We start from the raw sequence: 23,380 nt of genomic DNA on the forward strand, positions 1-23,380 counted from the left end.
AAAAAAATATATGCTCCTTCATTATCTGTAGAATAAATACATTCTGATAGGAATGTTACGAATAATTCGCCTATCTCCTTTTCTTGAATACATTGTAGTGAAATCAAACCTGAAGGGCGGCATCAAATATGAATTTTGCTTATCGTGAAGCGATTCTTTTTACTTCAAATGTTGGGGGTGATTCGTACGACATTTGGCTTTATCAACCTATAACAGGTCAGACGATTAAGCTGACCCAAGATCTTGGTGAGGAATTTTCAATTCCATATTGGTCGCCAGATGTCCGGAACTTCGCCTTTATCGGCAAGAAAAATATCGTGTATGTATTCAATCTAAACAGCAGGGCATGGGCACAAATTGATCAAATTGACCCTTATACTTTACTGAGCTGGTCGCCGGATAGTCTATACTTGAGTTATGTAAAAAACGGACGGATTGTGATCTACAATATCAACTCCCATGCCAGCGGTTCAATCGTTCAACAAGGAGCCACCGATGTCCAGTGGTTTCCTTCAGGAGAGGCTCTCCTGTTTGCAGCTCCGGATGAAGCAGGCAATACCCAACTATATAAAATTAACCGAGATGGCATGAACAAACAGCAATTAACTCAAAATACGGAGGGGCCTCTCCACAATGTCAGAATATCACCTAACGGAGAGTTTGCCCTATATACATCCCCGGGAGCCAGCATTTCGTTGATCACTACGGTGAACCTGACAACAGGAGCGAGCCACCAACTTAATGGTGGCCCTCAGGCGAAAAACTATTACCCCGAATGGTCCCCGGACTCTTCACTCATCGCATACAGTGCCACCGACTTCGTGGATAATCAATATGTTTCTTTAATCCAGACCGACAGCCCAGTTGGAGGGCAACAAAAAACATGGGCGGTCTCCACCTGCTTCTCTACCCCTTTAAGTTGGTCGCCGGATGGGAACCGAATCGCTTACTTATCAGGGTGCAATAATCAAGAACAAGCAACCGAAATTTGGATTATTGATGTAAGAAACCCTAATAATCCGATCAAAATTGTTGAAGCAAGGTGGATTACAGCTCTTAGATGGTCACCACGAGTGCATGATGTTCATCCGTATGGATTATATCTCAATCAGGTATACAAGGTATCTTTCTATTATCCGCGAAGCTGGCACAAAGTTACCGAAGAACGATTCGAAGGAGCGGACGGATTTTTCCAGATATCCGCGATCTCTTCTGAGGAAGGAATTCACGAGGTATGCAGAGCGGAAGCTTTTCATATGTTGAAACCCTATGGGGCAAACCCCCGAATTTTCCCTGCTTTTATTCAAGCACAAGAAGCCTGTTTCATATTCCCTTCGGAAGACCAACCCGTGGAAATGAGAAATCAGGCGGCACTTATTGTAAAATATCCTGCTCCTGTTCTGATTCAAGGAAATCCATATTCATATTTCATCTTATGGGCTGATCAAAATCACTTGATTTCACTGGGAAAGACACTTACTTTTATTTAACATAATATTGATATCTAACTATAAACTCATACAGGAAAAAGGGTGCAGAACGAAATCATCGTTTTGCACCGCAGCAGGATTGAGGAAATGAGGGGAAGTCCCAGCTTACGGACTCGGGCCATGAGTTTGTCTGTGACATCAATACCCTGAAACTCCCTTTCAGTCAGAAGATCTTTTTTTCAGAATTTTCTTCTGGATGACCTTCCTTCTGAATTGTAAAGGGGTCACATTCATGGTTTTACGAAATTGATTAATGTAATAGCTCGTGCTGTTAAAACCGACGTCGTACGCAATTTCGGTGATGTTACGCTCGGAGAGCTGCAAAAGCTCAATACTTATTTGGATACGGTAATCCATAACATACTGCATCGGGGTGGTTCTCAGCATTTGCTTGAAATACCGGCACGTCTCCGATCGACTTAACTGCCCGGTCCTTGCAATATCCTCTAACTTGATGGGATCCGAATAATTCAGATGAATCCATTGCAGCATGTCCTTCATTCGCTTGTTTCGGTTCATCTCCGATGGATCATGTTCCAAAGAGTATCCGTTTGTAATCAGAAGTTTCCACATGTTCAGCAGCGCCGAAGCAACATTCACTTCGTAATAAGGAGCCTGTTCCACAAGTTCCTTTCTAATGAGACCGATGGCACCCAGAATCTGCTCTCCCCAGGAAACAGCCCCTTCTATGTACAGAAAAGGCAGATTGGTGGCCGTTACATAAGGATGCACATACTTCACGTACAAATCTGAAGGCAGCAGAACATGCGGGGACATATTCAGACAGAGATAAATACAGTTTTCATTCTCACTATGATCTTCTGCCATATGCATCGTCCCACTGTTGATAAATATTCCGTCACCTTTCGGTATTACCACTTTCTGATCGTTGATATGGAACAACGCCGTACCCTGAAGAACCGAAACAACCTGCAATTCATCATGCCAGTGCAGGGGGATGTGTCCATGGACATTTTGTGCAATGGTTGTTTCATAACAGGCTACGGCTAAGGTATCGGTGCGGTGCTCGGTCATTTCCTTCAAATTTTGATCGATGATAAATCCATTCTTCTGCATAGAGCCTCATCTCAATATATTTATATTTTTATGTGTGATATTGATATTAATGTACCGCATTTCTACTTAATATAGCACTATTCTTATATTTAAGGTGAGGCGATCAAGAGTGGCAACAATAGCAAGGTCCAAGTTATCAGGTATTCTACTCGTTCTGACCGGAGCAATCTGTTGGGGCATTGGAGGTACCGTATCGCAAAAACTGTTTCAACTGGATGGAATTGAAGTCAACTGGTATGTAACCGTTCGATTGCTGAGTGCTGGTTTGCTGCTTCTGCTTATTCAATCCTGTACACGCGAACGATCTCAGATTATTGATGTATGGAGAAATAAAAAAACGGCCGGGCAACTGATCATTTTCGGATTAGTGGGAATGCTTGCCGTTCAGTACACGTACATGGCATCCATTAAACATGGCAATGCTGCAGTTGCTACACTCCTGCAATACCTATCGCCAGTCATGATCATGATTTACATTGTGCTGCCAAGCAGTCTGCTCTCACCCGCAAGGATCTTGCATGTGCCGTTCTGGCTTTCGGGAGCTGTTTTCTCTTGTTGACTAATGGCTCCGTTACCCGGTTATCTGTCTCCTGGCTTGCAGTGATCTGGGGTCTGTTATCCGGCGTTTCAGCTGCATTTTATACCCTTTATGCCGTAAAACTGATTAAAAAATTCAATTCACTTGTTGTGGTTGGCTGGGCCATGATCATCGGCGGTCTGGGATTGAGTTTTATCCACCCGCCGTGGAAGGCCAACTTCGCCGGCATAACGCTCGAAACCTACAGCTATTTAATATTCACGATCATTTTTGGAACCATGATTGCTTTCTGGTTCTATATTGCCAGTTTAAAAAGTCTTACACCTAAGGAAACTAGCCTACTGGGGAGCGCAGAGCCCCTGGCCGCCGTTGGAACAACCGTGATTTGGCTCCATGAACCGTTTGGTTTCTATCAATGGATGGGTACGGCATGTATTATTGGAATGATCTTGATTATGCAGTTCAATCGTTCAGGGTCTATTCGTACCAAACAAAAACAACCTTTTTCGCGCGATTAGCGCGATAAAAGGTTGTTAGTTGTCGTATATTGGTGATACAGCACCAATGCTGCAGCTTGCAATCCAACATCTATTGCGCGATTTGATCGCGAATGGATTGAAGTATTTTTTTCTCCAGCCGTGAAACTTGAACCTGAGAAATGCCCAGCCTGGTAGCTACCTCTGACTGCGTCTGATCCCGGTAATACCGCAGGTAGACGATCAATCGTTCCCGCTCACTAAGACCACCAATCGCTTCATTCAGTGCCAGCTTGTCAAACCACCGTTCCTGGGATTCGTCGGCAATCTGGTCCATCAACGTAATCGGATCCCCGTCATTCTCAAACACGGTCTCATGAATGGATGTCGGCGGTTTATTCGCTTCCTGTGCAAAAACAACTTCCTCCGGGGTCACCCCCAGCTGTTCAGCAACTTCCTTGATCGTTGGCAGACGATCAAGGTGTTTGGACAGTTCGTCCCTTTTTTTGCGGACTTTATTCGCCATTTCCTTCAGGGAACGACTAACCTTGAGGGTTCCGTCATCCCGCAGGAAACGCTGAATTTCTCCGATGATCATGGGGACCGCATAGGTGGAGAATTTCACATCATAGCTGAGATCGAATTTGTCCACCGATTTAAGCAGACCGATACAACCAATCTGGAACAGATCTTCTGGTTCGTACCCCCTGTTCATAAACCGCTGTACAACGGACCAGACAAGTCTGATGTTGCAGTTCACCAGCGTATCCCGTGCGACATGGTCACCCGACTGACTGAGCGCAATCAGCCGTTTGACCTCGGCATCGTCCAAATAGGTCTGTGAAGACTGTTTCACTTCAGCATCCATAAGACCAACCCCTAATTATACAATGCTTTCTTGGATTCAATCCTCTTCTTCATCTTGATGGAGGTGCCTCTGCCGGGCTCACTGCTGACTTCGAATTCATCCATGAAGTTTTCCATAATGGTGAAGCCCATGCCCGACCGCTCAAGTTCGGGTTTGGACGTATATAGCGGCTGTTTGGCCAGTTCGAGATCTTCAATTCCTTCTCCGCGATCTTCCACAATAATCGTAATCATGTCTTCGCGAATTTGCGCCTGAATGGATACGACACCCTCGGGATTGTTGTTATACCCGTGGATGATGCTATTCGTCACCGCTTCCGAGACAACCGTCTTCAGATCGCTTAGCTCGTCCATCGTAGGATCAAGCTGGGAGATAAAAGCCGCAACCGTTACCCGTGCGAACGATTCGTTCTCCGACTTGGCCGCAAATTGCAGATTCATGAAATTTGTTCCCGTTCCTTCATTCATGAGACGACCTCCAGACCCGAGAGAGCTGTTCCCTCATTTTCGTAAATCGGCATGATCTTGAACAAACCCGACATTTCCAGCAAACGATACACCGGCGGATTGACATCACATACAACCATCTTGCCGCCTTTATTTTTAATGAGTTTGTATCTGCCCAAAATGACACCCAGACCTGAACTGTCCATGAATTGCAGATCTTTCAGGCTAAGCACCAAATGTTCGCACTGTCTGCGCTGGATGGCCTCATCCATTTGCATTCGTACCATATCGGCTGTATGGTGATCCAGCTCCCCGGATAATCGCACAATCAGAATTCCGCGGTGATGCTCCATTTCCACATGCAAGTTCACGTTTGCTCACTCTCCTCCCAGTCTTGAACAAGGATTTCTACGTTTCCGAAGGCTTTTCCTGCCCCCCGACAAAACTAGAAGAAAACCCCTATTTAACTACAAAATACGTTCAAAGAATGTATGCAGAACGCGTAAAATCAGCGTTAATCAAACAGGTTGGATGTCGTCCGCTTGAACAGTTTCCACCAGCCCGCCTTATTCACATCCTGAGGGGCCTGAATATCGAATTCCTTGATAACCTCGTTCCCTTGGTACACCACAAGCTTACCTATACTTTGACCTGCCTTGATCGGTGCTTTCACTTCTTTTGCCATTAACAGCTCATGGCGGAACTCATCCGATTTTGCCCCTTTACGCATCAGTACACTATAATTTTGCGCAGCCGTCAGAGGTAATTCAGCGACTTCCCCTTTTTCGATCTTCAGACTTCCGAGCTGATCCCCTGCTTTGTACAAAGGTTTCATCGTGTATTGTCCGAATGCATAATCGAACATCGAAGACACTTCGGCATTCCGAGTTTTTGTGTTCGGTTCCCCGAGCACCACAGCAACGGTACGCAGTCCGTCCTTCATCGCAGTAGCCGAGAGACAGAATTTGGCTTCAGACGTATAGCCCGTTTTCAAACCGTCTGCGCCGGAATAAAATCGAACCAATTTGTTCGTGTTTACCAGCCAGAAGGGCTTCTCTGTATCTTTGCGAAGGTAATCCTGATAAGCTCCCGTATATTTCGTGATTCCCGAGTGCTTCAGCAATTCACGGCTCATCAGGGCAATGTCATGTGCGGAGGAATAGTGATTCTCCACAGGGAGTCCGTTACAGTTGGCAAAATGGGTATCCTTCATGCCGAGCTCTTTGGCACGCTCATTCATAAGCTGCACAAAAGCTTCTTCCGATCCGGCAATTTTCTCGGCCATAGCGACAGAGGCATCATTACCGGAAGCCATGGCGATTCCTTTTAACATATCATCCACGGTCATTTCTTCACCAGGCTCCAGAAAAATCTGTGAGCCGCCCATGGATGCAGCGTATTCACTTGTTCTGACTTTGTCCGTCAGCTTCAGTTTTCCGGAATCGATGGCTTCGATCGTCAGCAGCATGGTCATAATCTTCGTAATGCTAGCCGGAGGCAGCTGATCATGACTGTTTTTTTCAAATATCACCGTCCCCGTATCTGCATCCATTAAAATAGCAGAACGTGCCGATGGGGCCAGCTCTGTCGCACCTGCTGCTTTGGGTGTTTCTTCAGCCAGCGCTGTTGATGCCATTAGGGGCAGCAGAATACATAGGGTCATGAACGATGCCATTATTCGTTTCTTCACTAGGGTTAACCTCCTCAAATGACTTGCTTACTGCATGCTCCATGCATGTACTGCTAATCATTGTCGGCGCGTTTCCAGCAAATTATTCCATACAAAGAATGATTTCCCGAACTTTTTCTGTAACCCGATCAGGTAAACAAAAAAACATGCCCTCCCGTCAAAGGGAGAACATGCCAATTTATCGTAATATGCCAGTGAAACGCGGGTCCAATACTTCCTTCTCAACCCCAATCCCATGAATAGATATTCCAAAAGATGAGAAACGAAGTCAATGCAACAAACAAACGGATATTCCACTTTGTCGGAGAAGCATAGGTTTGATAAATCATGATCAAAACGATAATCATACTGGCAGCCAAAAACGCGATATTCGTTTTAAAAGTGAAAAGCAGCAACAACACTCCGATCTGTATTACGCCTATGACACGGTCAATATTCATATCAAACCTCCTTACATGACATGTAGATCGTTATAGCTACACTGAAAGATTTCTCATTGGACAGATATTTTCATGCTACCCTTTAATTATTTTCTGAATTTCACTTTTTTGTAATAAAAATAAAAAAAGACACCCTCTTGAATGATCCCGAAGGATCACAAGAGGGTGTCTTACTGAAGCTTTACGATTACATTTGCGGAATGACGGCCAAAACAAGCGCAAGGAACGATTCACGCACACGTTCTGTCGTTTCCATGACTTCGTCATGGGACAACGGCTGATCAAGAATACCGGCTGCCATATTGCTGATACAGGAAATTCCGAGCACTTCCAGACCAGCATGGCGTGCCACGATCACTTCGGATACCGTGGACATGCCCACCGCATCTGCCCCCAATGTACGCAGCATCACGATCTCTGCCGGTGTCTCATAGTTGGGACCCAGCAAGCCTGCATATACGCCTTCACGCACGTTAAACCCTTGTGAAGCCGCTGTATCCTTCGCCAGCGCACGCAGACGGCGGCTGTAGGCTTCAGAGAGATCAGGGAAACGTACGCCCATAGCCGGATCGTTAGGTCCGATCAACGGATTTTTGCCTGTCATATTCAAATGATCGGAGATCAGCATCAGATCGCCTGGCTCATACGATGTGTTCACTCCACCTGCTGCGTTCGTTACGAGCAAAGAGGATACGCCCAGTTCTTTCATGACACGTACAGGGAATGCTGTAAGTTCCGGGCCATACCCTTCGTACATATGGAAACGGCCTTTCATCATAACGACCGGACGACCTTTGATGGTTCCCACCAGTAATTCGCCTTCATGTCCCTCTACTGTGGAGACCGGGAAGTGAGGAATATCCTGATAGGCAATGCTAACGCCATCTTCAATCAGGTCAGCCAGAATACCCAGACCCGAACCCAAAATCAAACCGACTTCCGGCTTGATGGAGCTTTTACTTTGAATGTAAGATGCAGCTTCCTGAATCATCTGTTGATTTAATGCTGTCATTTCGATGTTCCCCCTTGAGTTGAAACGTTCCGTCTGTATCAGCCAGATGCATCTTTCAGCAAATGAATCACTCAAATGATGCATCGCTTATGTATAACGGCGTTTAAATGTGTACAATTTATTTTATCCTAAATCGGCTGTATGTTCCGCATCTTTTATTGAATTTTTTATCGTTTCAGCAAACTATTTCGCTCGCGGATGATGGGATTCGTAGATTTCTTTCATCGTTTTGCGACCATGATGCCCATATTGTTGTCCAGGCTGCTCCACATGACCGAGCATGTCCTGCACCGCACGTGTATCTGCTCCGCTTGCAATCAGATGAGCAGCAAAGGAATGACGCAGCGTATGCGGCGTAATCTCTTCCGAGATTCCTGCATCCACCGCCGCTTTTTTGAGCAGCTTCCAGAAGCCCTGGCGGGTTAAACGCCTGCCGGACACATTGACAAAGAGCGCCTGCTCGTCCGAGTCTGCTTTGAGCAGCTGGTTACGAGAGTCATTGACATACACACTTGCCCAGTGTGCGGCTGGCGCACCAATCGGCAGAATGCGTTCCTTGCCTGCCCCACCGCAGCGAATAAACCGCATGCCCGGCTGCACATCCCGAATATCCAGCGCAATCAGTTCCGAAACACGAATACCGGTAGCATACAGAAGTTCAAGCATGGCGCGATCACGCACTCCTTGGGCTGAATGAGTATCAGGCGAAGCTAGAAGCAGTTCAATTTCGTCCACGGTTAACACCTGTGGCGGCGTTTTGTCTGCCTTGGGAGCCTCGACGTCAAACGTTGGATCTTGCAGAATCTCACCCCGGCGCATCAAAAAATGAAAGTACGAACGCAGGGATACAACGCTGCGTGCAATGGTTGCATTGGCACGACCTGCCTGCTTGAGCTTGCCAATAAACAGGATGACATGAGTACGACGTACCTGCTCCGCCTCACGGATACCGTATTCCTTATCTGCAAATTCGATGAACTTGTCCACGTCCCGAAGATACGACTCCAGCGTACTGCTTGACATCCCTTTATCTTCTTCCAAGTATAAGGCATAGGCGTGTATCGTCTGTTTCATGCACAACGCTCCTCATCTGACAGAATTGCCGAGCTGGCAATCTGCTTCCGTATTTGCATCCCTGGCTGTCCGGGCTACTCCCCATACCAATAAAATAAACGGAGTCTCTCCGCCAGCGTAGGACGTGCTTCCCCATTGCCTGGCCAATCCGTCTCCTGAAATACTTTCACCGCATTTCCTGTCGGCATCTGATACTGGTCCACAGGTGAGATCCAGCCATTAAACAAATCCAGAACATGATAGAACAGATAAACCAATCCTGCAAATAATATTATAAATCGTATAAAACGAAGTCCTCGTCGCAGTGAAATAATCATGGGTTGTCCCCCTCCTGGTCTGAATCGAATTCATCTAGAATCAGGGTATGATGACAAAACCAGGAATATGACATCCGGGATAACCTCACATCACATGCTGGACCAAAAAAGCTCTCCCGTCAAAACCGCCGGTGAGAGCTTGAAGATATGCTATGTTATTCTTCATCTTTGGGCTTCTGGTCATTTTTAGCTTTGCAACGGTAACAAATCCCATGAAAATCCAGACGGTGATCTACTACCGAAAAGTTAAATTCCCGCTCCAGACGCTCTTCAAGCGGTCCAAGCCAGTCTTCACGTATTTCATCCATACTTCCGCATTGAACGCAGATTAAGTGATGATGGTGATGCTTGGATGTATCTCCGCGCAGATCATAACGCGCTACACCGTCGCCGAAGTTGATTTTCTCTACAACATGCAGCTCACTCAGCAGTTCGAGGGTACGGTACACGGTTGCCAGACCGATTTCGGGAGCTTTTTCTTTAACGAGCATGAATACGTCTTCCGCGCTCAGATGATCTTCTTCATTCTCAAGAAGTACTCTTACGGTGGCTTCCCGCTGGGGCGTTAATTTATAACCTTGGGACTGTAGTTGCTGCTTAATTTTATCGATCCGTGCTTCCATTTTCTCCCTCCCCCTAGGAAATCACTGCACACTGCAACTTAACCCACTTCTTTCATTATAGGGGGAGTGCGTAATTAAAGTCAACATTTTACACTATCCGGTGCGTGCTACGCGGGCAGCAGCATTGGCGTAACCCAGCGCATCATTGCAGGTGTTATCCATGTTTCAAAAGACGCAACACCTAACAGCAGTCCAGCCATAACCAGAGTTAGCAGCACATAAGAAGCAAATGGCCTTTGTCCACCTGGTGTGCGCTGCATGAGAACACGATTCCGAATGATATATAAGGAAAAAGTCATGGCCGACACACTGCAGATCAGCAGTACCGGGATAACGAATAAATTATGCGGTGCAACGGATACCAGGGCAAACAGCAGCCCTTTCCAGGAATACTGTCCAACGAGATATCCAACGGTAAATCCAATTAGCACTCCTTTAAGAAAATCCAGAACCAGTATTCCTGGCAATCCGATGACGGATAGGCCCAGAACCCAGATGAGACCCACCCACTTCAAATGAAGTATCGCAATATCCCAATAGGTTCCGGATTCGATCACCTGGCCATTATGCTGGACTGTCATAAAAAAATTGCCCAGATATCCCTCCAGATCCTGTCGTTGTTCAAGAGACAGGGCATTAACCATCAAGGCGCCAAAAATGACACCGACCAGAAACAAGACAGCCACAAATACATATAACGAGGTTTGACCTTTGAACGTGAAGTAGGAAGAACGCATACAGGTACGAGTCCCCTTTCCGGTTATCATGCTGCAGGATTCCTAAGAAATCCACACAGTCATTCTATGAACCGGAGTTCGTGCGTATGACTCCTTGTCCAGATCCCGCCCTGTACTTTCAGTCTTTCTGTGTTACTCTGCGCCTTTACCGGAAACTTTGCCGTAGGTTCCCCCGCCTCCGGATGACAACTCCAGTCGTCCGTTTCGTGCAGCAGCGATAAGACCTGCCAGTACTGGGCCAACTACTCCTGCAAGCTCTTCTTCACTTGTACGATGAAGCACGTTCATTTCCGTTCCGAAGTGTTCCAGCAGCTGGCGCAGCTTGGCCTTGCCCAGGCCCGGGATAAACTCGAGTGGCACCTGATAGTGATAGGGTGGCCTGTATGCAGGTACATGTGGACTTTCCCGGTCTGCTATGGCCAGTATCCGGTCCAGTACGCCCTGCACAAGCTTCGTACTGCCACAATAGGGGCATCGTTCCGCCGACATTGACTGTTCATCCAGGATGCTGCCACAGGCTGCACAATACGTGCGGTGGTATTTGCCAAGTCTCGGGTTCAACCCGTAATTGGCTGCGATCCTTCTTCCTCTCTCCCCCTTCAGTGCCATGCTGAATTCATCAAAAGAAGGATGGGCCAAGTGCAGCTCATTATATTCCCGCCCGATTTTGCCAAGGGAATGCGCATCCGAATTGGTTAGAAAAGGAAGCTGATCTAGCTCCTGAATATAGCTGGCCATGGATGAATCAGAGCTTAATCCCAGCTCCACGGCATCGATCAGACTTGTATCCAGCACATCTGCCATACGTGGAGCTGTGCTGCCATATATGCCTTTGTGAGGTGTAAAAGCATGTGCGGGCACAATGAGTCCACCACGGGCCTTAATCTCAGCCTGCATCTCAAGGGAAGAAACATACACCCGTTGTGAGCTGAGGTTTACATTTTTCATATAACGCTTCATCCACTCCGTGAAAGACTTCATCGTATTTAAATCACGGAAATAGGCCAGCATATGATATTCCCGCATCTCCGGTTCGCGCAGTTCCAGCTCCGTACCGAGCAGAATTGTTGTGTCCTGGTAAGCAATGCCTCCATCCTTCAGTTCGGACATCGTACCGTTCTCCAGCAACTGCTCGATATCCATCTGAACAACCGGAGAATGGCAGTCTATGACACCCAGCAGATGAATACCTTTGCGATCTGACGCCTCACGAGCAATATTCTCAAAGGTCAAATCCCTACTGCCGCTGATTTTAACAGCTTCACCACGGGACGTACGCCCAATGTGGATATGCAGGTCTGCATAACAAGACTCCCATGAAGCGGAAGTTGCCTGTTGATCTACCATCGTTAAAACCGCCCTGTCGTTCTGTAGATATCCCATGCATACACAGCCATCATCGTTTTGGCATCACTGATCCGATTCTGATCCATGAGCTGATAGGCTTCTTCAAGCGTAATTTCAGATACTTCAAGAAATTCATCTTCATCCAGTGCCATGTCTCCAGCTTCCAATTCCTCGGCGATATACAAGTGAATGATCTCGTCCGCAAACCCCGGCGATGTATAAAACGAACGCAGATGACGCAGCGACTTGGCTACATAACCAGTTTCTTCGCGTAACTCGCGTGCTGCTGCAATCTCCGGTTCTTCTCCGGGATCGAGTTTACCTGCCGGTATCTCCACTTCGGTACGCCCCATCGCCTGACGATACTGATCCACCACCAGCATACGATCTCCGTTCAAGGCAAGTACAGCTACAGCCCCAGGGTGACGGATAATTTCACGCGTTGCCGTTTGTCCATTGGGCAGCTTGACAGTATCAACCTGAAGAGAAATGACTTTACCCTCGAAGATCGGCTTGGTGGAGACGGTTACTTCATCCAGCTTGGGGTTAGACGGGTGCGCTGAGCGGTTTTGGTTAGTTTGATTCATATATGTTCAACTCCACTTCTTTTGGATTTTTTATCTATCGCACGTATAAACCTCTGTTTTTGTGCATATCGTGAGCCTATAGCGTATTCAAAAAAATATAAAACTAATCAGGGGGATATTCAATGAACAGTTATGTGACGCCGCAATCGGTACATGTAGTCGGACAAGCCCGTCAAGTTCAGCTTATACTGAAACAGTGGTTGCGTGAATGGGGTCCTGATGCCAAACTAAGCGATTTGATTGCTGGACGTAAATAATTTCTGTTTACACCCACATCTCCCATGAAATATAACATGAATTTGCAAAAAGTCCGAATCCGATGCAAACCGGGTCCGGACTTTTGCCTAATAGGTGTATGCTATGCAGCATGTCCCCTTACATCAACTTATTTGTTGCCCGAAGCTGTTTCCTGAATGATGGCTACAACAACCTGGGACAGTTTTACGATATCATCAGCACGAATGCGTTCTTTTGTCGTATGAATATCTTCATATCCTACGGCCAAATTCACGGTCGGAATGTTGAAACCGTTAAAGATGTTGGCATCACTGCCTCCACCCGAAGCAAAAGTACTTGTCTCCAGCCCCAGGCTGCGAATGGCACGCTGTGCAAGCTGGACAACTTCATGCTCATCATGGAATCCAAACGCCGGATACAGAATCTCACTGCGGAATTCAGCCGTTGCACCGTATTTGCGGCAGGTTGTTTCCAGGGCTTCACGCATTTGGGCAATTTGCTTTTCCACTTTCTCCTGAACAATACTGCGTGCTTCTGCTTCAATCTGTACAAAATCACAAACGACGTTAAGAGCGGATCCGCCCTGGAACTTGCCAATATTCGCTGTGGTCTCGTCATCGATCCGTCCCAGCGTCATTGCTGCGATAGCTTTGGCCGCCACTTGAATGGCACTGATGCCATCTTCGGGGTTGACCCCCGCATGTGCGGATTTTCCATAGATGTTCATCTGGATCTCGGCTCTCGCTGGGGCAGCTACACAAATCGTACCCACGGCACCATTGGAATCGAGTGCATAACCGAACTCAGCCTCAATATCTTTTGGATTCATCGCGCGAGCGCCAACCAGACCGGATTCTTCACCAACGGTAATGACGAACTGGATTTTTCCATGTGGAATTTTATTCTCTTGGATAGCACGAATGGCTTCAAGCAGTGCAGCAATCCCTGCCTTGTCATCTGCACCCAGTATCGTCGTTCCATCACTGCGAATCCAGCCGTCTTCTCCGAGCTCGGGTTTAATCCCTTGTCCAGGGGTTACCGTATCCATGTGGCATGTAAAAAAGATCGGCGCCGCCTCCAATGCACCATCCGCTTCCCAGGTAACCACCAGGTTTCCCGCGCCATGCCCGGTTTTCTCCTTGGTATCATCCTCATATACGCTAAGACCCAGCTGGGTAAATTGTTCCTTCAATACGTTAGAAATGTTTTGTTCATTTTTCGTTTCACTGTCGATCTGCACCAGTTCCATAAACTGATCTACGACACGCTGCTGCTTAATCATAGGACTTTCCTCCCTCTCGTGGATACGGTACAATACAATTAATATGCTTGTTTACTTTTCATTGTTGAAAGGAGTTCTCTCTTCATGCAAAAAAAGAAATGGTTCAAAATCGTGATCTATCTGATGCTGATCGCCATGATCGGGTCCACCCTTTTCATCGCGCTTGAACCTCTACTGTTTGGATAGAATTTGAAGCCTTTGACTGTCTGAATCTAGAGACGGGCAATGGCTTCTTTTTCCGTGATCCAGGTGATCTCATATGGAAAAATGCGGCCGAAGTACGGAACAATTTGCTGTGCAACTTGCTCTACGGTGTAGGTTCTGCCAGTGATGTCCTCCAGAGAGGTCACACCGTACTGCTCGATACCACAAGGAACAATCCCCTGAAAGCCTTCATGCTGAATGCCTGAGGTAATGTTAAAAGCAAACCCATGACTCGTCACGAAGCCGCGCCGATGTTTACAGCGGTTGAATTTCACCCCGATCGCAGCAATTTTCATATCGCCAACCCACACACCTGTATAAGCTTCTTTCCGGCCTGCCTCAATCCCCTCATCTGCCAGATAATCAATAATTACCTGTTCCAGTCTGCGCAAATATCCGTGTAGATCGAGCGCCTCATCACGACCGAGAATCAGCAGCGGATAACCCACAAGCTGGCCTGGACCATGATAAGTAATATCACCGCCACGGTCTATTTGAAACAAAGTGATGCCCTTTGCATCCAGTTCGTCCTGACTGAGAAGCAGATGCTCAGGATGGTTTTGTGATCCGATCGTGTACGTCGGTGGATGCTGCAGCAGAAGCATCTGCTCCACACCCTCACCTTCGTCCAGCTGCTGTACAATTGCTTTTTGGCGGTTCCAAGCCTGTTCATAATCAAGCATCGGTACGTATGTAACATCCAGCGGCTTGTTCATGATTTCCCCACACCCTTCTGCTTCATTGTCCATAGATTATCCGAGCGTTTAACCGCAGACAGCGGGAAAAGTGCACGGCCATCGGCACATACACTTTCCCTTGAGACACCTATTTCATTAATACACCTTGGTTTCCATATTGTATCCTTCAAGATTTTCCTTGACACGCTGAAGGAACCTGCCGCAGATGACTCCATCCAGAATACGATGATCCAGAGACAGACACAGATTGGCCATCGAACGAACAGCAATCATATCGTTAATGACTACAGGCTTCTTGACGATGGATTCAAATGTAAGGATTGCAGCCTGAGGATAGTTGATAATCGGCTGCGACAGGATCGAACCAAACGATCCGGTATTATTGACCGTAAACGTTCCACCCTGCATATGATCCAGCTTCAGCGTACCTTCACGGGTTTTGCGAGCCAGGTCCTCAATTTCACGGGCCAAACCTGCGATATTACGCTGATCCGCATGCTTGATAACTGGCGTCAATACAGAGTCCTCTGTACCTACTGCCATAGACAGGTTAATATCCCGTTTAACGATAATTTTGTCAACAGCCCAAACCGAGTTCATGATCGGGTAATCCTTGATGGCATTAACGACACCCTTCATCATGAAGGAGAGATAGGTCAGATTAATGCCTTCCTTACGCTTGAACTCATCCTTAAGCTTGTTACGCAGCATCACGAGATTGGTTACATCCACTTCAATCATGGTCCATGCATGTGGAATTTCCGATACACTTTGACGCATATTCCGGGCGATCGCATTACGCACAGGGGTAACATCGATAAAATATTCCGATCTTCCCTGCCCGCCACCTTCCACTTCAATCTGCGGGATTTTCGGAGATTCGGTCAGATGAATCCCTGAATGTCTCACGGGAACGCCTGCATCCGCCGCAGAGACAGCTTCTCTTGCGGACATTCCCGTTTCTCCACCACTTTTGTTCACTCCACTAAACGGTGAAGCGGATGCCGTAGCCGCAGAGGAAGACTGTGCAGACGGCGAACCCGTATGGCCTCCTTGAGCGATAACAGCCAGTACATCCTTGCGTGTGATGCGTCCGCCTGCTCCTGTGCCTTGAATGCTCTGCAAGTTCAGACCGTGCTCTGCTGCAAGTGACTGTACTGCAGGAGAATACCGATTACGCATAGGCTGATTGGGATCATGGCCTACTGGAGTCACCGCTCCTTGCTGCACACTGTTCTGCTCAGAGACTTGCGTCACTTGCTCTTCCACTTGCTCATCGTCGGCAGCGGCTACCTGCATTCGGCAGATGGCTTCGCCAACAGCAATGGTCGTACCTTCTTCCACCAGAAGATCACCCATGATTCCATCAACGGTCGACGGAATTTCTGCATTGACTTTATCGGTGATTACTTCACAGATCGGCTCGTATTGTTCAACCCGGTCGCCCGGTTTTTTTAACCATTTGCCAATGGTAGCCGAGACCAACGATTCTGCCAGCTGCGGCATAATGACCTCGATCCATTTCATACGTTCAGCCATTTGTTATATCACTCCAAACTTTGCATTTAACCTTTTTTCGAATAGGTTGTCGAAACTTAATGGCACCAAACTGAATTAATACTCTGCAAGTGCGCGCATGGCTTCCTTCGCTTTATCCTTGCTCAGCATGTAGAATTTCTCCAGTGTTGGGCTGATTGGCATTGCAGGTACGTCCGGTCCGCACAGGCGCTGGATTGGCGCATCCAGGTCGAACAGGCATTCCTCACTGATAATAGCTGCAACTTCGGCGCCGACACCACCTGTTTTGTTGTCTTCATGAACGATGAGTACCTTGCCTGTCTGACGCGCCGAAGCAATAATTGCTTCACGGTCAAGCGGCTGCAGCGTTCGCAGATCCAGGACGTGGGAAGTAATGCCCTCTTCACGCTCCAGCTCCTCCGCAGCCTGCATAACAAAATGCAACGGCTGGCTGTAACCGATCACGGTAATATCCGCACCTTCACGAAGCACGTTTGCTTTGCCAATCGGAACGATGTAATCGTCCTCGGGTACATCCTCCTTAATCAGCTTGTAGCACTTTTTGTTCTCGAAGAAGAGTACCGGATCCGGATCACGAACGGCTGCCTTGAGCAGTCCCTTGGCATCGTATGCCGAATAAGGTGCAATGATTTTCAGCCCAGGTGTACCGAAGAAAATGGATTCCGGACATTGCGAATGGTACAATCCTCCGAAAATGCCTCCGCCAATTGGCGCACGGATGACAATTGGACAACTCCAGTCATTGTTGGAACGGTAACGGATTTTGGCCGCTTCACTGATAATCTGGTTCGTTGCCGGCAGCATAAAGTCTGAATACTGCATCTCCGCAATTGGCTTCATGCCATACATGGCTGCCCCAATAGCTACCCCGGCAATGGCCGATTCGGACAAAGGTGTATCCATCACACGCATTTCGCCGAATTGCTCTTGCAAACCTTTGGTTGTGGTAAATACGCCGCCTTTTACACCGACGTCTTCCCCAAGTACAAAGACATTCTCGTCTCTCTCCATCTCTTCTTTCATCGCTAGACGGATCGCATCAATATATTCCATAACCGCCATGATTACCGTCCCCCTTCTTCGCTGTCCGCATAAACGTGCGTCAGAGTGTCCTCAGGTTTCGGATATGGCGCGTTGTCAGCATATTCAGTTGCTTCTTTCATTTCCAGCGCAAGCTGGGAAGCCAGATCCGCATCCCGGGCTTCGTCCCAGATGCCGCAATCTATCAAATAATTTTTCATCCGAAGAACGCCGTCCTTCTTCCAGTTCTCGTCAACCTCTTCCTTGGTCCGGTAAGCCAGATCATTATCGGAAGTGGAGTGAGGAGACAAGCGATACATCATCGCTTCAATCAGGGTAGGGCCTTCACCGGCAATTGCACGGCGGCGTGCCTCCTTGACAGCAGCATACACTTCAAGTGCATCATTGCCGTCAACTCGAAGTCCAGGGAAGCCGTAACCTAATGCTCTATCCGATATTTTACCGCTAAGCTGCTTATGGACCGGAACCGAGATGGCATACTGGTTATTCTCACACATAATAATGACAGGCAGCTTGTGTACTCCTGCGAAATTGGCGCCTTCGTGGAAATCCCCCTGGTTGCTCGAACCTTCGCCAAACGTGACAAAAGAAACAAATTCCTTTTTCTGCATTTTGGCTGCCAGTGCAAAACCAACAGCGTGTGGAACTTGAGTTGTTACCGGGCTGGAACCCGTAACAATCCGCAGTTTTTTGTGACCAAAGTGTCCCGGCATCTGCCGGCCGCCGCTATTCGGATCTTCCGCCTTGGCGAAGGCGGAGAGCATTAGCTCACGAGGCGTCATGCCTACAGCCAATACGAAGCCGTAATCGCGGTAATAAGGTAAATAATAATCGTGATCCCGGTCCAGTCCAAACGCAGCACCCACTTGTGCCGCTTCCTGTCCTACACCGGATACGTGGAAGTTAATTTTGCCGGCCCGCTGCAATAGCAAACAACGTTCATCGAACTTGCGCGCAAGCAGCATGTATTTGTACATGTCCAATACTTCTCCATCGCTTAGTCCCAGCTGTTCATGCCGGTGGACCGCATCTGCAGTACCTTGTGAACTCATATGAGGTACCTCCTTTTAATCAGAGCCTGTGCCCGTCTTACAACCCGATCTTATAACCTGGTACTAAGACTTGGCTTAACCTTATTATAATCCCTTTTGCCCAAAAAAGGAAAGGACCTTTCTCATAAGCCTGTCCAGACCTACATTCCAATGGCCTTTCCATCTACAGCCAGCATCGCTTCACCCATAATTTCGGACAAGGAAGGGTGAGGATGAATCGTCTGCCCCACTTCCCAAGGCGTAGCATCCAGCATTTGTGCCAGAGAAGCCTCTGCAATCAATTCCGTCACATGGGTACCAATCATATGTACACCCAATATATCATTCGTCTTGGCATCTGCGATTACCTTCACAAAACCGTCCCGGTTTCCATGAACCAACGATTTACCAATCGCCTGAAACGGAAACTTGCCAGTCTTGATTTCGTGGCCGCGCTCTTTCGCTTCACGCTCCGTATATCCGATGCTCGCTGCTTCCGGACGAGTGTACACACACCGCGGAATTCGATGGGATTCGACTGCATGAACGGTTTCACCTGCCAGATGATTGACGGCCAGAATGCCTTCATGACTCGCAGCATGTGCTAGCTGTAATCCACCAATACAATCTCCAATGGCATAAATGTGTCCCTCACCGGTCTGCAAATGTTTATTAACCGCGATGAAGCCTCGATCCAGTTTAATATCCGTGTTTTCCAGTCCAATATTTTCGACATTTGCCTGCCGGCCAACCGATACCAGCATCTTGTCCGCACGGAGCGTCTCCTGCTGATCATTACTGATTTGAACATTAATACGAATGCCTTCATTTCCTGCTTGATATGACTCTGGCATGATCTTAGCCTTCGTCAGGAAGCGGACTCCACGTTTCCCCAGCAACCGCTGCATTTCCCGCGCAACGTCTTCATCTTCTGCAGGTAATACATGATCGGCAGCTTCGACAACAGTTACTTCAACACCGAAGTCATTCAGCATGGATGCCCATTCCAATCCAATCACGCCCCCACCCACAATGATGAGCGATGCAGGCAGTTCATCCATACGCAAAGCCTCGTCACTGCTCATAATGTAGCGGCCATCCGGCTCCAGACCAGGCAGTACACGTGGACGTGACCCGGTAGCAATGATGAGATTGGTTGGCACAACCGTATCCATCTCTCCATCTTCAAACTCTACAGCTACTGCTCCGCTCTGAGGTGAAAAAATAGATGGTCCGATCACACGGCCTTGGGCGTGTACGACCTGAATCTTATTTTTTTTCATCAAATATTGGACACCCTGATGCAGCTGTTCCACAATGGCATCCTTCCGTGCCTGCACTTTGGGGAATACCAGCGTTGCTCCCGCCGTCTCGATTCCATAAGTTTCACTCTCTTGAATCTCAGCGTAAACCTCTGCACTTCTCAGCAGCGCCTTACTTGGGATACAACCGCGATGCAGACAGGTTCCCCCAAGCTTGTCCTTCTCGATAATGACGACCTGTTTACCCAACTGGGCAGCACGAATTGCGGCAACGTAACCTCCGGTTCCTCCTCCGAGAATGGCAACATCACATGTAATTGGCATCTTTTATGTTCTCCTCTATCAATATGATTTCGTTATGAATGGAACGATGATGATCAAAGTGATTTCTCTTTTGCATAACAATTCTATATTCCATTGTACTCCCCTTGGGCAGTCAACTCAAAATTTGTCCAATGACACATGGACAGCGCACAGAAACCAAGCTATGATGGAATCAGGCATGACCTGTAAGCGCAACCTTTATTTTACGTCGATATTTGGCAGAAGGGGTTCAATGGTGATGAATACTAGACTGGTCTTTGCACGGTTTTTGGCAATTATGATACTGGTTATTCCCGGTCTAATGGCCATGAAGGGATTTTTAATGATGAAAGACGCCCTTTTCTTATTTTATGCCGAGCACGGGAACGAGCAGATTTCACCCGGTTTCGAGTGGCTTTCCTTTGGAGGTGGACTTCTCTTGTTTGCAGCAGGCATGAGCTTCCTCGGAGGCTGGATTCTCTTCCGTGACCGTAAACGCAATTATGTGGGTCCCCGTTTCCGTTCCAAAAGTGCAACCGAACAGGCAGAGACACCCGGCAAGCCTTCCTGAGTCCGGGCTTTTTGCCGTTTTCCCTAACCTTTATCATTCATGCAGGATCAGGTATAATGCTTATTTATTACGTTGATATTTCTGCATAATACAGTATAAAAGAAATTATGCGAAGCTCTGACATTTAAACAGACAGGATGGTTCATCATGGTATCGTTTCTCATTACGCTCCAAAGATTGCTCAAAGGCATTTTCCACGCGTTCAAGGACCCCAAGTTTCTCGCGCTGTTTACCTTAACTGCAGCAACGCTGCTCTCCGGAACCTTATTTTATACCCGTGTTGAAGGTCTGCACTGGATTGATGCACTCTACTTTTGTGCCGTAACCCTGACCACCGTAGGTCATCCTGAATTTGTGCCTACTACCGGATTCGGCAAAGCATTTACCGTGATCTACATGTTCGCAGGTATTGGCCTTACCTTTGCCATGATTGCCAGAATTACAGCAGGTATTCTATTTCCTCGCAAATTGCAGACAGAAGAGAACCCGGAGTAATCTCCGGGTTATTCGTATAGTGCATCCCTCAGCTTCGTTGACATGCGGGACTCTTTGGAAGAAGTCTTCAAAATCGTTTTGCGCAAGGTTAGATTGCTGGCCTGCAGTCGCTCCACTTCAGCAAACAGATCGGCTATCAACGCCTCCGCACCCTCATCAAGGACAGCCTGTCCTTTTAACTTCTCATATCGCTGCTGCAGTTCATTTATCGCTTCACTCACTCGTAATACACCTCTTTTCAAATACTACTTGACTAACAACTGCCGTTACCGACAGCGTAATAATCCATATAGTAACACAAAGCAGCTTGGATTAGTTCTAGCTCTGACCGAAGTTTTTGTGGTACTCTGTAATGGTCGCTTTTTTTGTTGAATCCGTATGTGAGAGGAGTAGCAGCACCGTGCAAACAGGACGTATTACCTTAATTACTGGACCCATGTTCAGTGAAAAATCCGGTGAACTCATTCGCCGTTGTCAGAAATTGATTCAATTTGGCCGTAAAAAGGTCGTTGCTTACAAACCAGCCGAAGATGATCGGTTTGCCCAGGACGAGATTGTCAGCCGAATTGGATATCGACTTCCCGCCCATTCCATTCCCCGGCAGTTGACTCCGGAATCTGTGGACATGATTCTTGCTCAGACCAAAGATGCTGATGTAGTTGCCTTTGATGAGGTTCAATTTTTCAGCAGTGCCATTATGGATCTGGTCTCCGAGCTTGCCTACTGTGGCAAACACGTCATTGTGGATGGACTGAATATGGATTACCGAGGCAAAGAATTCGGATATGTTGGCGGTCTGCTCGCCATGGCAGATGACATCGAGAAGCTCTCCGCGTTTTGTGCAGTTTGCGGAAGCCCGGATGCGGCCTTTACCCAGCGTATTGTGAACGGAGAGCCCGTTACCCTAGGCCCGGTTGTCATGATCGGCGATTCAGAAGCCTATGAACCACGCTGCCGCTGCTGTTTCATTCCTCCTCATAAAGTAGAATGCTGATTCAGCTTTCATTATATATTCGGCAGGCGCTGTAAGGCAGAATCCTGCGTAATCTTAAAAAGCCCTGAAGGGCTTTTTTTGCTTTACGTTTCCAAACGATCTATTCGTTGTTTCAATCTATAACAAAAAAGCACCGCTTATTAGCGATGCTCTAATTCGTAGTCTCCTCGCTAGTCTCGGGAAACAAAATATTTGTTGGTCATGTAGTATGCGTCACCGCGCGACGTTTCTACCATTCCTTTTTTGGCATCCAGAAATACAATCTCTTTACACTTCGTGCAATACCATTTGGTCCGCTTATATGGAGATTCCGTTACATATGCCGTGCCGCATTTACAATCAATTTTCATCAATAGCTCGGTTGATTTATATGCACTGGACAAGCGTTCCAGATTATCCTGCTGCTGTGTGGGCATGATGGTCTGTTGATAATCGGATAAATGATTTTGAACTTTGAAGTCTGCCACGAGGCCTGCATTCAATCCAAAGAACTCTTTCCCAATCTCGGTCACGAAGCGCTTCTCATTTCTGTAGCAATCCAGCCACTCAATAATCTGCTTATTAGACAGTGGAACCGTACCCTTGATACCGCTATTTAAGGTGTAGGTCATGATGTATAAAGTATCGTCTTGTCTACCTGAGTACATTAGAATCCTCCTTCGAATACATTTGCTAATGTACTACAAAAACGCTCATAAATCAAAGCAATGTTATTTCCTGAGCGCAATTTTTCCTATTAAATGGGGAACATTCCTCGTTTATCAGCAAGAAGCTTACAAGAACTGCATACGCCTGCAACATTTCCCTCCGGAGCCGCATAATGCACGACGGATTTCACCTGTTTCTTGCAAAGGGAACAGTAGTGCCTCCTTTCTTTTTTAGGAGTGTAGTCCGATAGCTTCACTACGTTTTGTTTGTGTTTGTAACCGCGTAAGAAGCTCAGCCATTTCATCTCACTCTCAACTCTCTCTTTAACCTATTTTGTAGCCATTCTCATTCTC

27 protein-coding genes and 1 pseudogene are annotated in these 23,380 nt (G+C 47.3%); 7 read left to right on the top strand and 21 right to left on the bottom strand.

From position 1 onward, the window contains the following. Nucleotides 1-128 precede the first annotated feature (128 nt). Nucleotides 129-1,490, top strand: a complete 1,362-nt coding sequence (locus HP552_RS11175) for a TolB family protein (RefSeq protein ID WP_175395561.1) — start codon at nt 129-131, stop codon at nt 1,488-1,490. 159 nt (nt 1,491-1,649) lie between these two features. Here the strand turns inward: HP552_RS11175 and HP552_RS11180 are convergent, their stop codons facing one another. Continuing rightward, nucleotides 1,650-2,567, bottom strand: coding sequence for an AraC family transcriptional regulator (locus tag HP552_RS11180; protein WP_175395562.1), 918 nt, complete (start codon nt 2,565-2,567; stop codon nt 1,650-1,652). Between the two features lie 118 nt (nt 2,568-2,685). Here HP552_RS11180 and HP552_RS11185 point away from each other — a divergent pair. After that, nucleotides 2,686-3,623 (top strand): annotated as a pseudogene (locus HP552_RS11185) (EamA family transporter). 70 nt (nt 3,624-3,693) lie between these two features. Here HP552_RS11185 and sigF read toward each other — a convergent pair. The 12 genes from sigF to HP552_RS11245 form a co-directional block, all read right to left on the bottom strand. Next, complete coding sequence (sigF, locus tag HP552_RS11190) at nt 3,694-4,449, bottom strand: RNA polymerase sporulation sigma factor SigF (RefSeq protein ID WP_095290500.1); 756 nt, start codon at nt 4,447-4,449, stop codon at nt 3,694-3,696. A gap of 11 nt (nt 4,450-4,460) precedes the next feature. After that, nucleotides 4,461-4,916 (bottom strand): anti-sigma F factor, encoded by a 456-nt coding sequence (spoIIAB, locus tag HP552_RS11195; RefSeq protein WP_175395563.1) that lies wholly within the window; start codon nt 4,914-4,916, stop codon nt 4,461-4,463. Continuing rightward, the gene (gene spoIIAA / locus HP552_RS11200) at nt 4,913-5,266 is read right to left on the bottom strand and encodes an anti-sigma F factor antagonist (RefSeq protein WP_036663380.1); all 354 of its coding nucleotides are present in this window, start codon (nt 5,264-5,266) and stop codon (nt 4,913-4,915) included. The genes spoIIAB and spoIIAA overlap by 4 nt, the downstream gene beginning before the upstream one ends. Before the next feature lie 143 nt (nt 5,267-5,409). Then, a complete protein-coding gene (locus HP552_RS11205; protein ID WP_246310849.1) occupies nt 5,410-6,531 on the bottom strand; it encodes a D-alanyl-D-alanine carboxypeptidase family protein in 1,122 nt (373 codons plus the stop codon). Between the two features lie 275 nt (nt 6,532-6,806). Beyond that, entirely contained in the window at nt 6,807-7,025 is a 219-nt protein-coding gene (locus HP552_RS11210) for a hypothetical protein (protein WP_175395565.1), read from the bottom strand. 187 nt (nt 7,026-7,212) lie between these two features. After that, nucleotides 7,213-8,037: a purine-nucleoside phosphorylase gene (locus HP552_RS11215; RefSeq protein ID WP_095359253.1), complete on the bottom strand. Its 825-nt coding sequence runs from the start codon at nt 8,035-8,037 to the stop codon at nt 7,213-7,215. Between the two features lie 183 nt (nt 8,038-8,220). Then, nucleotides 8,221-9,111 carry a tyrosine recombinase gene (locus tag HP552_RS11220; protein WP_175395566.1) on the bottom strand — a complete coding sequence of 297 codons (891 nt, stop codon included), beginning with the start codon at nt 9,109-9,111 and terminating at the stop codon, nt 8,221-8,223. Between the two features lie 74 nt (nt 9,112-9,185). After that, on the bottom strand, nt 9,186-9,428 hold the full coding sequence (locus tag HP552_RS11225; RefSeq protein WP_175395567.1) for a DUF4227 family protein: 243 nt from the start codon (nt 9,426-9,428) through the stop codon (nt 9,186-9,188). Between the two features lie 155 nt (nt 9,429-9,583). Next, entirely contained in the window at nt 9,584-10,051 is a 468-nt protein-coding gene (fur, locus tag HP552_RS11230; protein ID WP_024630961.1) for a ferric iron uptake transcriptional regulator, read from the bottom strand. 107 nt (nt 10,052-10,158) lie between these two features. Next, complete coding sequence (gene spoIIM / locus HP552_RS11235) at nt 10,159-10,788, bottom strand: stage II sporulation protein M (RefSeq protein ID WP_175395750.1); 630 nt, start codon at nt 10,786-10,788, stop codon at nt 10,159-10,161. A gap of 132 nt (nt 10,789-10,920) precedes the next feature. Continuing rightward, a complete protein-coding gene (locus HP552_RS11240) occupies nt 10,921-12,135 on the bottom strand; it encodes an endonuclease Q family protein (RefSeq protein WP_175395568.1) in 1,215 nt (404 codons plus the stop codon). 2 nt (nt 12,136-12,137) lie between these two features. Next, nucleotides 12,138-12,722, bottom strand: coding sequence for an NUDIX hydrolase (locus tag HP552_RS11245; RefSeq protein WP_175395569.1), 585 nt, complete (start codon nt 12,720-12,722; stop codon nt 12,138-12,140). A 122-nt stretch (nt 12,723-12,844) separates the two neighbouring features. Between HP552_RS11245 and mciZ the strand changes: the two genes are divergently transcribed. Further along, nucleotides 12,845-12,979, top strand: coding sequence for a Z-ring formation inhibitor MciZ (gene mciZ / locus HP552_RS11250; protein WP_175395570.1), 135 nt, complete (start codon nt 12,845-12,847; stop codon nt 12,977-12,979). Between the two features lie 128 nt (nt 12,980-13,107). Here mciZ and HP552_RS11255 read toward each other — a convergent pair whose 3' ends face one another. Next, nucleotides 13,108-14,241 (bottom strand): M20/M25/M40 family metallo-hydrolase, encoded by a 1,134-nt coding sequence (locus HP552_RS11255; RefSeq protein ID WP_175395571.1) that lies wholly within the window; start codon nt 14,239-14,241, stop codon nt 13,108-13,110. A gap of 84 nt (nt 14,242-14,325) precedes the next feature. Here HP552_RS11255 and prli42 point away from each other — a divergent pair, with 84 nt between their 5' ends. After that, on the top strand, nt 14,326-14,427 hold the full coding sequence (prli42, locus tag HP552_RS11260) for a stressosome-associated protein Prli42 (protein ID WP_095290480.1): 102 nt from the start codon (nt 14,326-14,328) through the stop codon (nt 14,425-14,427). Nucleotides 14,428-14,453: 26 nt separating this feature from the next. On the opposite strand, the gene lipB is transcribed toward prli42, so the two are convergent. From lipB to lpdA, 5 genes are all read right to left on the bottom strand, one after another. After that, entirely contained in the window at nt 14,454-15,161 is a 708-nt protein-coding gene (lipB, locus tag HP552_RS11265; RefSeq protein ID WP_175395572.1) for a lipoyl(octanoyl) transferase LipB, read from the bottom strand. Between the two features lie 117 nt (nt 15,162-15,278). After that, nucleotides 15,279-16,682: a dihydrolipoamide acetyltransferase family protein gene (locus HP552_RS11270; RefSeq protein ID WP_281366033.1), complete on the bottom strand. Its 1,404-nt coding sequence runs from the start codon at nt 16,680-16,682 to the stop codon at nt 15,279-15,281. A gap of 75 nt (nt 16,683-16,757) precedes the next feature. Next, the gene (locus tag HP552_RS11275) at nt 16,758-17,744 is read right to left on the bottom strand and encodes an alpha-ketoacid dehydrogenase subunit beta (protein WP_175395573.1); all 987 of its coding nucleotides are present in this window, start codon (nt 17,742-17,744) and stop codon (nt 16,758-16,760) included. Nucleotides 17,745-17,746: 2 nt separating this feature from the next. Further along, nucleotides 17,747-18,775 carry a thiamine pyrophosphate-dependent dehydrogenase E1 component subunit alpha gene (locus HP552_RS11280; RefSeq protein ID WP_095290473.1) on the bottom strand — a complete coding sequence of 343 codons (1,029 nt, stop codon included), beginning with the start codon at nt 18,773-18,775 and terminating at the stop codon, nt 17,747-17,749. A 140-nt stretch (nt 18,776-18,915) separates the two neighbouring features. Continuing rightward, on the bottom strand, nt 18,916-20,340 hold the full coding sequence (lpdA, locus tag HP552_RS11285; RefSeq protein ID WP_175395574.1) for a dihydrolipoyl dehydrogenase: 1,425 nt from the start codon (nt 20,338-20,340) through the stop codon (nt 18,916-18,918). Between the two features lie 232 nt (nt 20,341-20,572). Here lpdA and HP552_RS11290 point away from each other — a divergent pair, with 232 nt between their 5' ends. Together HP552_RS11290 and HP552_RS11295 are read left to right on the top strand one after the other, a co-directional pair. Continuing rightward, nucleotides 20,573-20,890 (top strand): DUF2627 domain-containing protein, encoded by a 318-nt coding sequence (locus tag HP552_RS11290; protein ID WP_175395575.1) that lies wholly within the window; start codon nt 20,573-20,575, stop codon nt 20,888-20,890. Nucleotides 20,891-21,037: 147 nt separating this feature from the next. Further along, nucleotides 21,038-21,385 carry a potassium channel family protein gene (locus tag HP552_RS11295; protein ID WP_175395576.1) on the top strand — a complete coding sequence of 116 codons (348 nt, stop codon included), beginning with the start codon at nt 21,038-21,040 and terminating at the stop codon, nt 21,383-21,385. An 8-nt stretch (nt 21,386-21,393) separates the two neighbouring features. Here HP552_RS11295 and HP552_RS11300 read toward each other — a convergent pair whose 3' ends face one another. Continuing rightward, nucleotides 21,394-21,606: a hypothetical protein gene (locus HP552_RS11300; protein ID WP_175395577.1), complete on the bottom strand. Its 213-nt coding sequence runs from the start codon at nt 21,604-21,606 to the stop codon at nt 21,394-21,396. A 179-nt stretch (nt 21,607-21,785) separates the two neighbouring features. On the opposite strand from HP552_RS11300, the gene HP552_RS11305 reads away from it, so the two are divergent. Next, nucleotides 21,786-22,379, top strand: a complete 594-nt coding sequence (locus HP552_RS11305) for a thymidine kinase (protein WP_175395578.1) — start codon at nt 21,786-21,788, stop codon at nt 22,377-22,379. A gap of 170 nt (nt 22,380-22,549) precedes the next feature. Here the strand turns inward: HP552_RS11305 and HP552_RS11310 are convergent, their stop codons facing one another. After that, on the bottom strand, nt 22,550-23,026 hold the full coding sequence (locus HP552_RS11310) for a hypothetical protein (RefSeq protein ID WP_017687614.1): 477 nt from the start codon (nt 23,024-23,026) through the stop codon (nt 22,550-22,552). Between the last annotated feature and the right edge of the window lie 354 nt (nt 23,027-23,380).

The sequence above is a fragment of the Paenibacillus xylanilyticus genome (assembly GCF_013359935.1).
In the GTDB taxonomy this organism is placed as follows: domain Bacteria; phylum Bacillota; class Bacilli; order Paenibacillales; family Paenibacillaceae; genus Paenibacillus; species Paenibacillus xylanilyticus.

Excerpts from the sequence above, each read along its gene's own strand:
- HP552_RS11180 (WP_175395562.1), bottom strand. The coding sequence starts at position 2,567 with ATGCAGAAGAATGGATTTATCATCGATCAAAATTTGAAGGAAATGACC.
- prli42 (WP_095290480.1), top strand. The coding sequence starts at position 14,326 with ATGCAAAAAAAGAAATGGTTCAAAATCGTGATCTATCTGATGCTGATC.
- mciZ (WP_175395570.1), top strand. The coding sequence starts at position 12,845 with ATGAACAGTTATGTGACGCCGCAATCGGTACATGTAGTCGGACAAGCC.
- HP552_RS11275 (WP_175395573.1), bottom strand. The coding sequence starts at position 17,744 with ATGGCGGTTATGGAATATATTGATGCGATCCGTCTAGCGATGAAAGAA.
- HP552_RS11220 (WP_175395566.1), bottom strand. The coding sequence starts at position 9,111 with ATGAAACAGACGATACACGCCTATGCCTTATACTTGGAAGAAGATAAA.
- HP552_RS11310 (WP_017687614.1), bottom strand. The coding sequence starts at position 23,026 with ATGTACTCAGGTAGACAAGACGATACTTTATACATCATGACCTACACC.
- sigF (WP_095290500.1), bottom strand. The coding sequence starts at position 4,449 with ATGGATGCTGAAGTGAAACAGTCTTCACAGACCTATTTGGACGATGCC.
- HP552_RS11290 (WP_175395575.1), top strand. The coding sequence starts at position 20,573 with ATGGTGATGAATACTAGACTGGTCTTTGCACGGTTTTTGGCAATTATG.
- HP552_RS11255 (WP_175395571.1), bottom strand. The coding sequence starts at position 14,241 with ATGATTAAGCAGCAGCGTGTCGTAGATCAGTTTATGGAACTGGTGCAG.
- HP552_RS11295 (WP_175395576.1), top strand. The coding sequence starts at position 21,038 with ATGGTATCGTTTCTCATTACGCTCCAAAGATTGCTCAAAGGCATTTTC.
- lpdA (WP_175395574.1), bottom strand. The coding sequence starts at position 20,340 with ATGCCAATTACATGTGATGTTGCCATTCTCGGAGGAGGAACCGGAGGT.
- HP552_RS11280 (WP_095290473.1), bottom strand. The coding sequence starts at position 18,775 with ATGAGTTCACAAGGTACTGCAGATGCGGTCCACCGGCATGAACAGCTG.
- fur (WP_024630961.1), bottom strand. The coding sequence starts at position 10,051 with ATGGAAGCACGGATCGATAAAATTAAGCAGCAACTACAGTCCCAAGGT.
- HP552_RS11225 (WP_175395567.1), bottom strand. The coding sequence starts at position 9,428 with ATGATTATTTCACTGCGACGAGGACTTCGTTTTATACGATTTATAATA.
- spoIIAB (WP_175395563.1), bottom strand. The coding sequence starts at position 4,916 with ATGAATGAAGGAACGGGAACAAATTTCATGAATCTGCAATTTGCGGCC.
- spoIIM (WP_175395750.1), bottom strand. The coding sequence starts at position 10,788 with ATGCGTTCTTCCTACTTCACGTTCAAAGGTCAAACCTCGTTATATGTA.
- HP552_RS11215 (WP_095359253.1), bottom strand. The coding sequence starts at position 8,037 with ATGACAGCATTAAATCAACAGATGATTCAGGAAGCTGCATCTTACATT.
- lipB (WP_175395572.1), bottom strand. The coding sequence starts at position 15,161 with ATGAACAAGCCGCTGGATGTTACATACGTACCGATGCTTGATTATGAA.
- HP552_RS11270 (WP_281366033.1), bottom strand. The coding sequence starts at position 16,682 with ATGGCTGAACGTATGAAATGGATCGAGGTCATTATGCCGCAGCTGGCA.
- HP552_RS11240 (WP_175395568.1), bottom strand. The coding sequence starts at position 12,135 with ATGGTAGATCAACAGGCAACTTCCGCTTCATGGGAGTCTTGTTATGCA.
- HP552_RS11210 (WP_175395565.1), bottom strand. The coding sequence starts at position 7,025 with ATGAATATTGACCGTGTCATAGGCGTAATACAGATCGGAGTGTTGTTG.
- HP552_RS11245 (WP_175395569.1), bottom strand. The coding sequence starts at position 12,722 with ATGAATCAAACTAACCAAAACCGCTCAGCGCACCCGTCTAACCCCAAG.
- HP552_RS11175 (WP_175395561.1), top strand. The coding sequence starts at position 129 with ATGAATTTTGCTTATCGTGAAGCGATTCTTTTTACTTCAAATGTTGGG.
- HP552_RS11205 (WP_246310849.1), bottom strand. The coding sequence starts at position 6,531 with ATGGCATCAACAGCGCTGGCTGAAGAAACACCCAAAGCAGCAGGTGCG.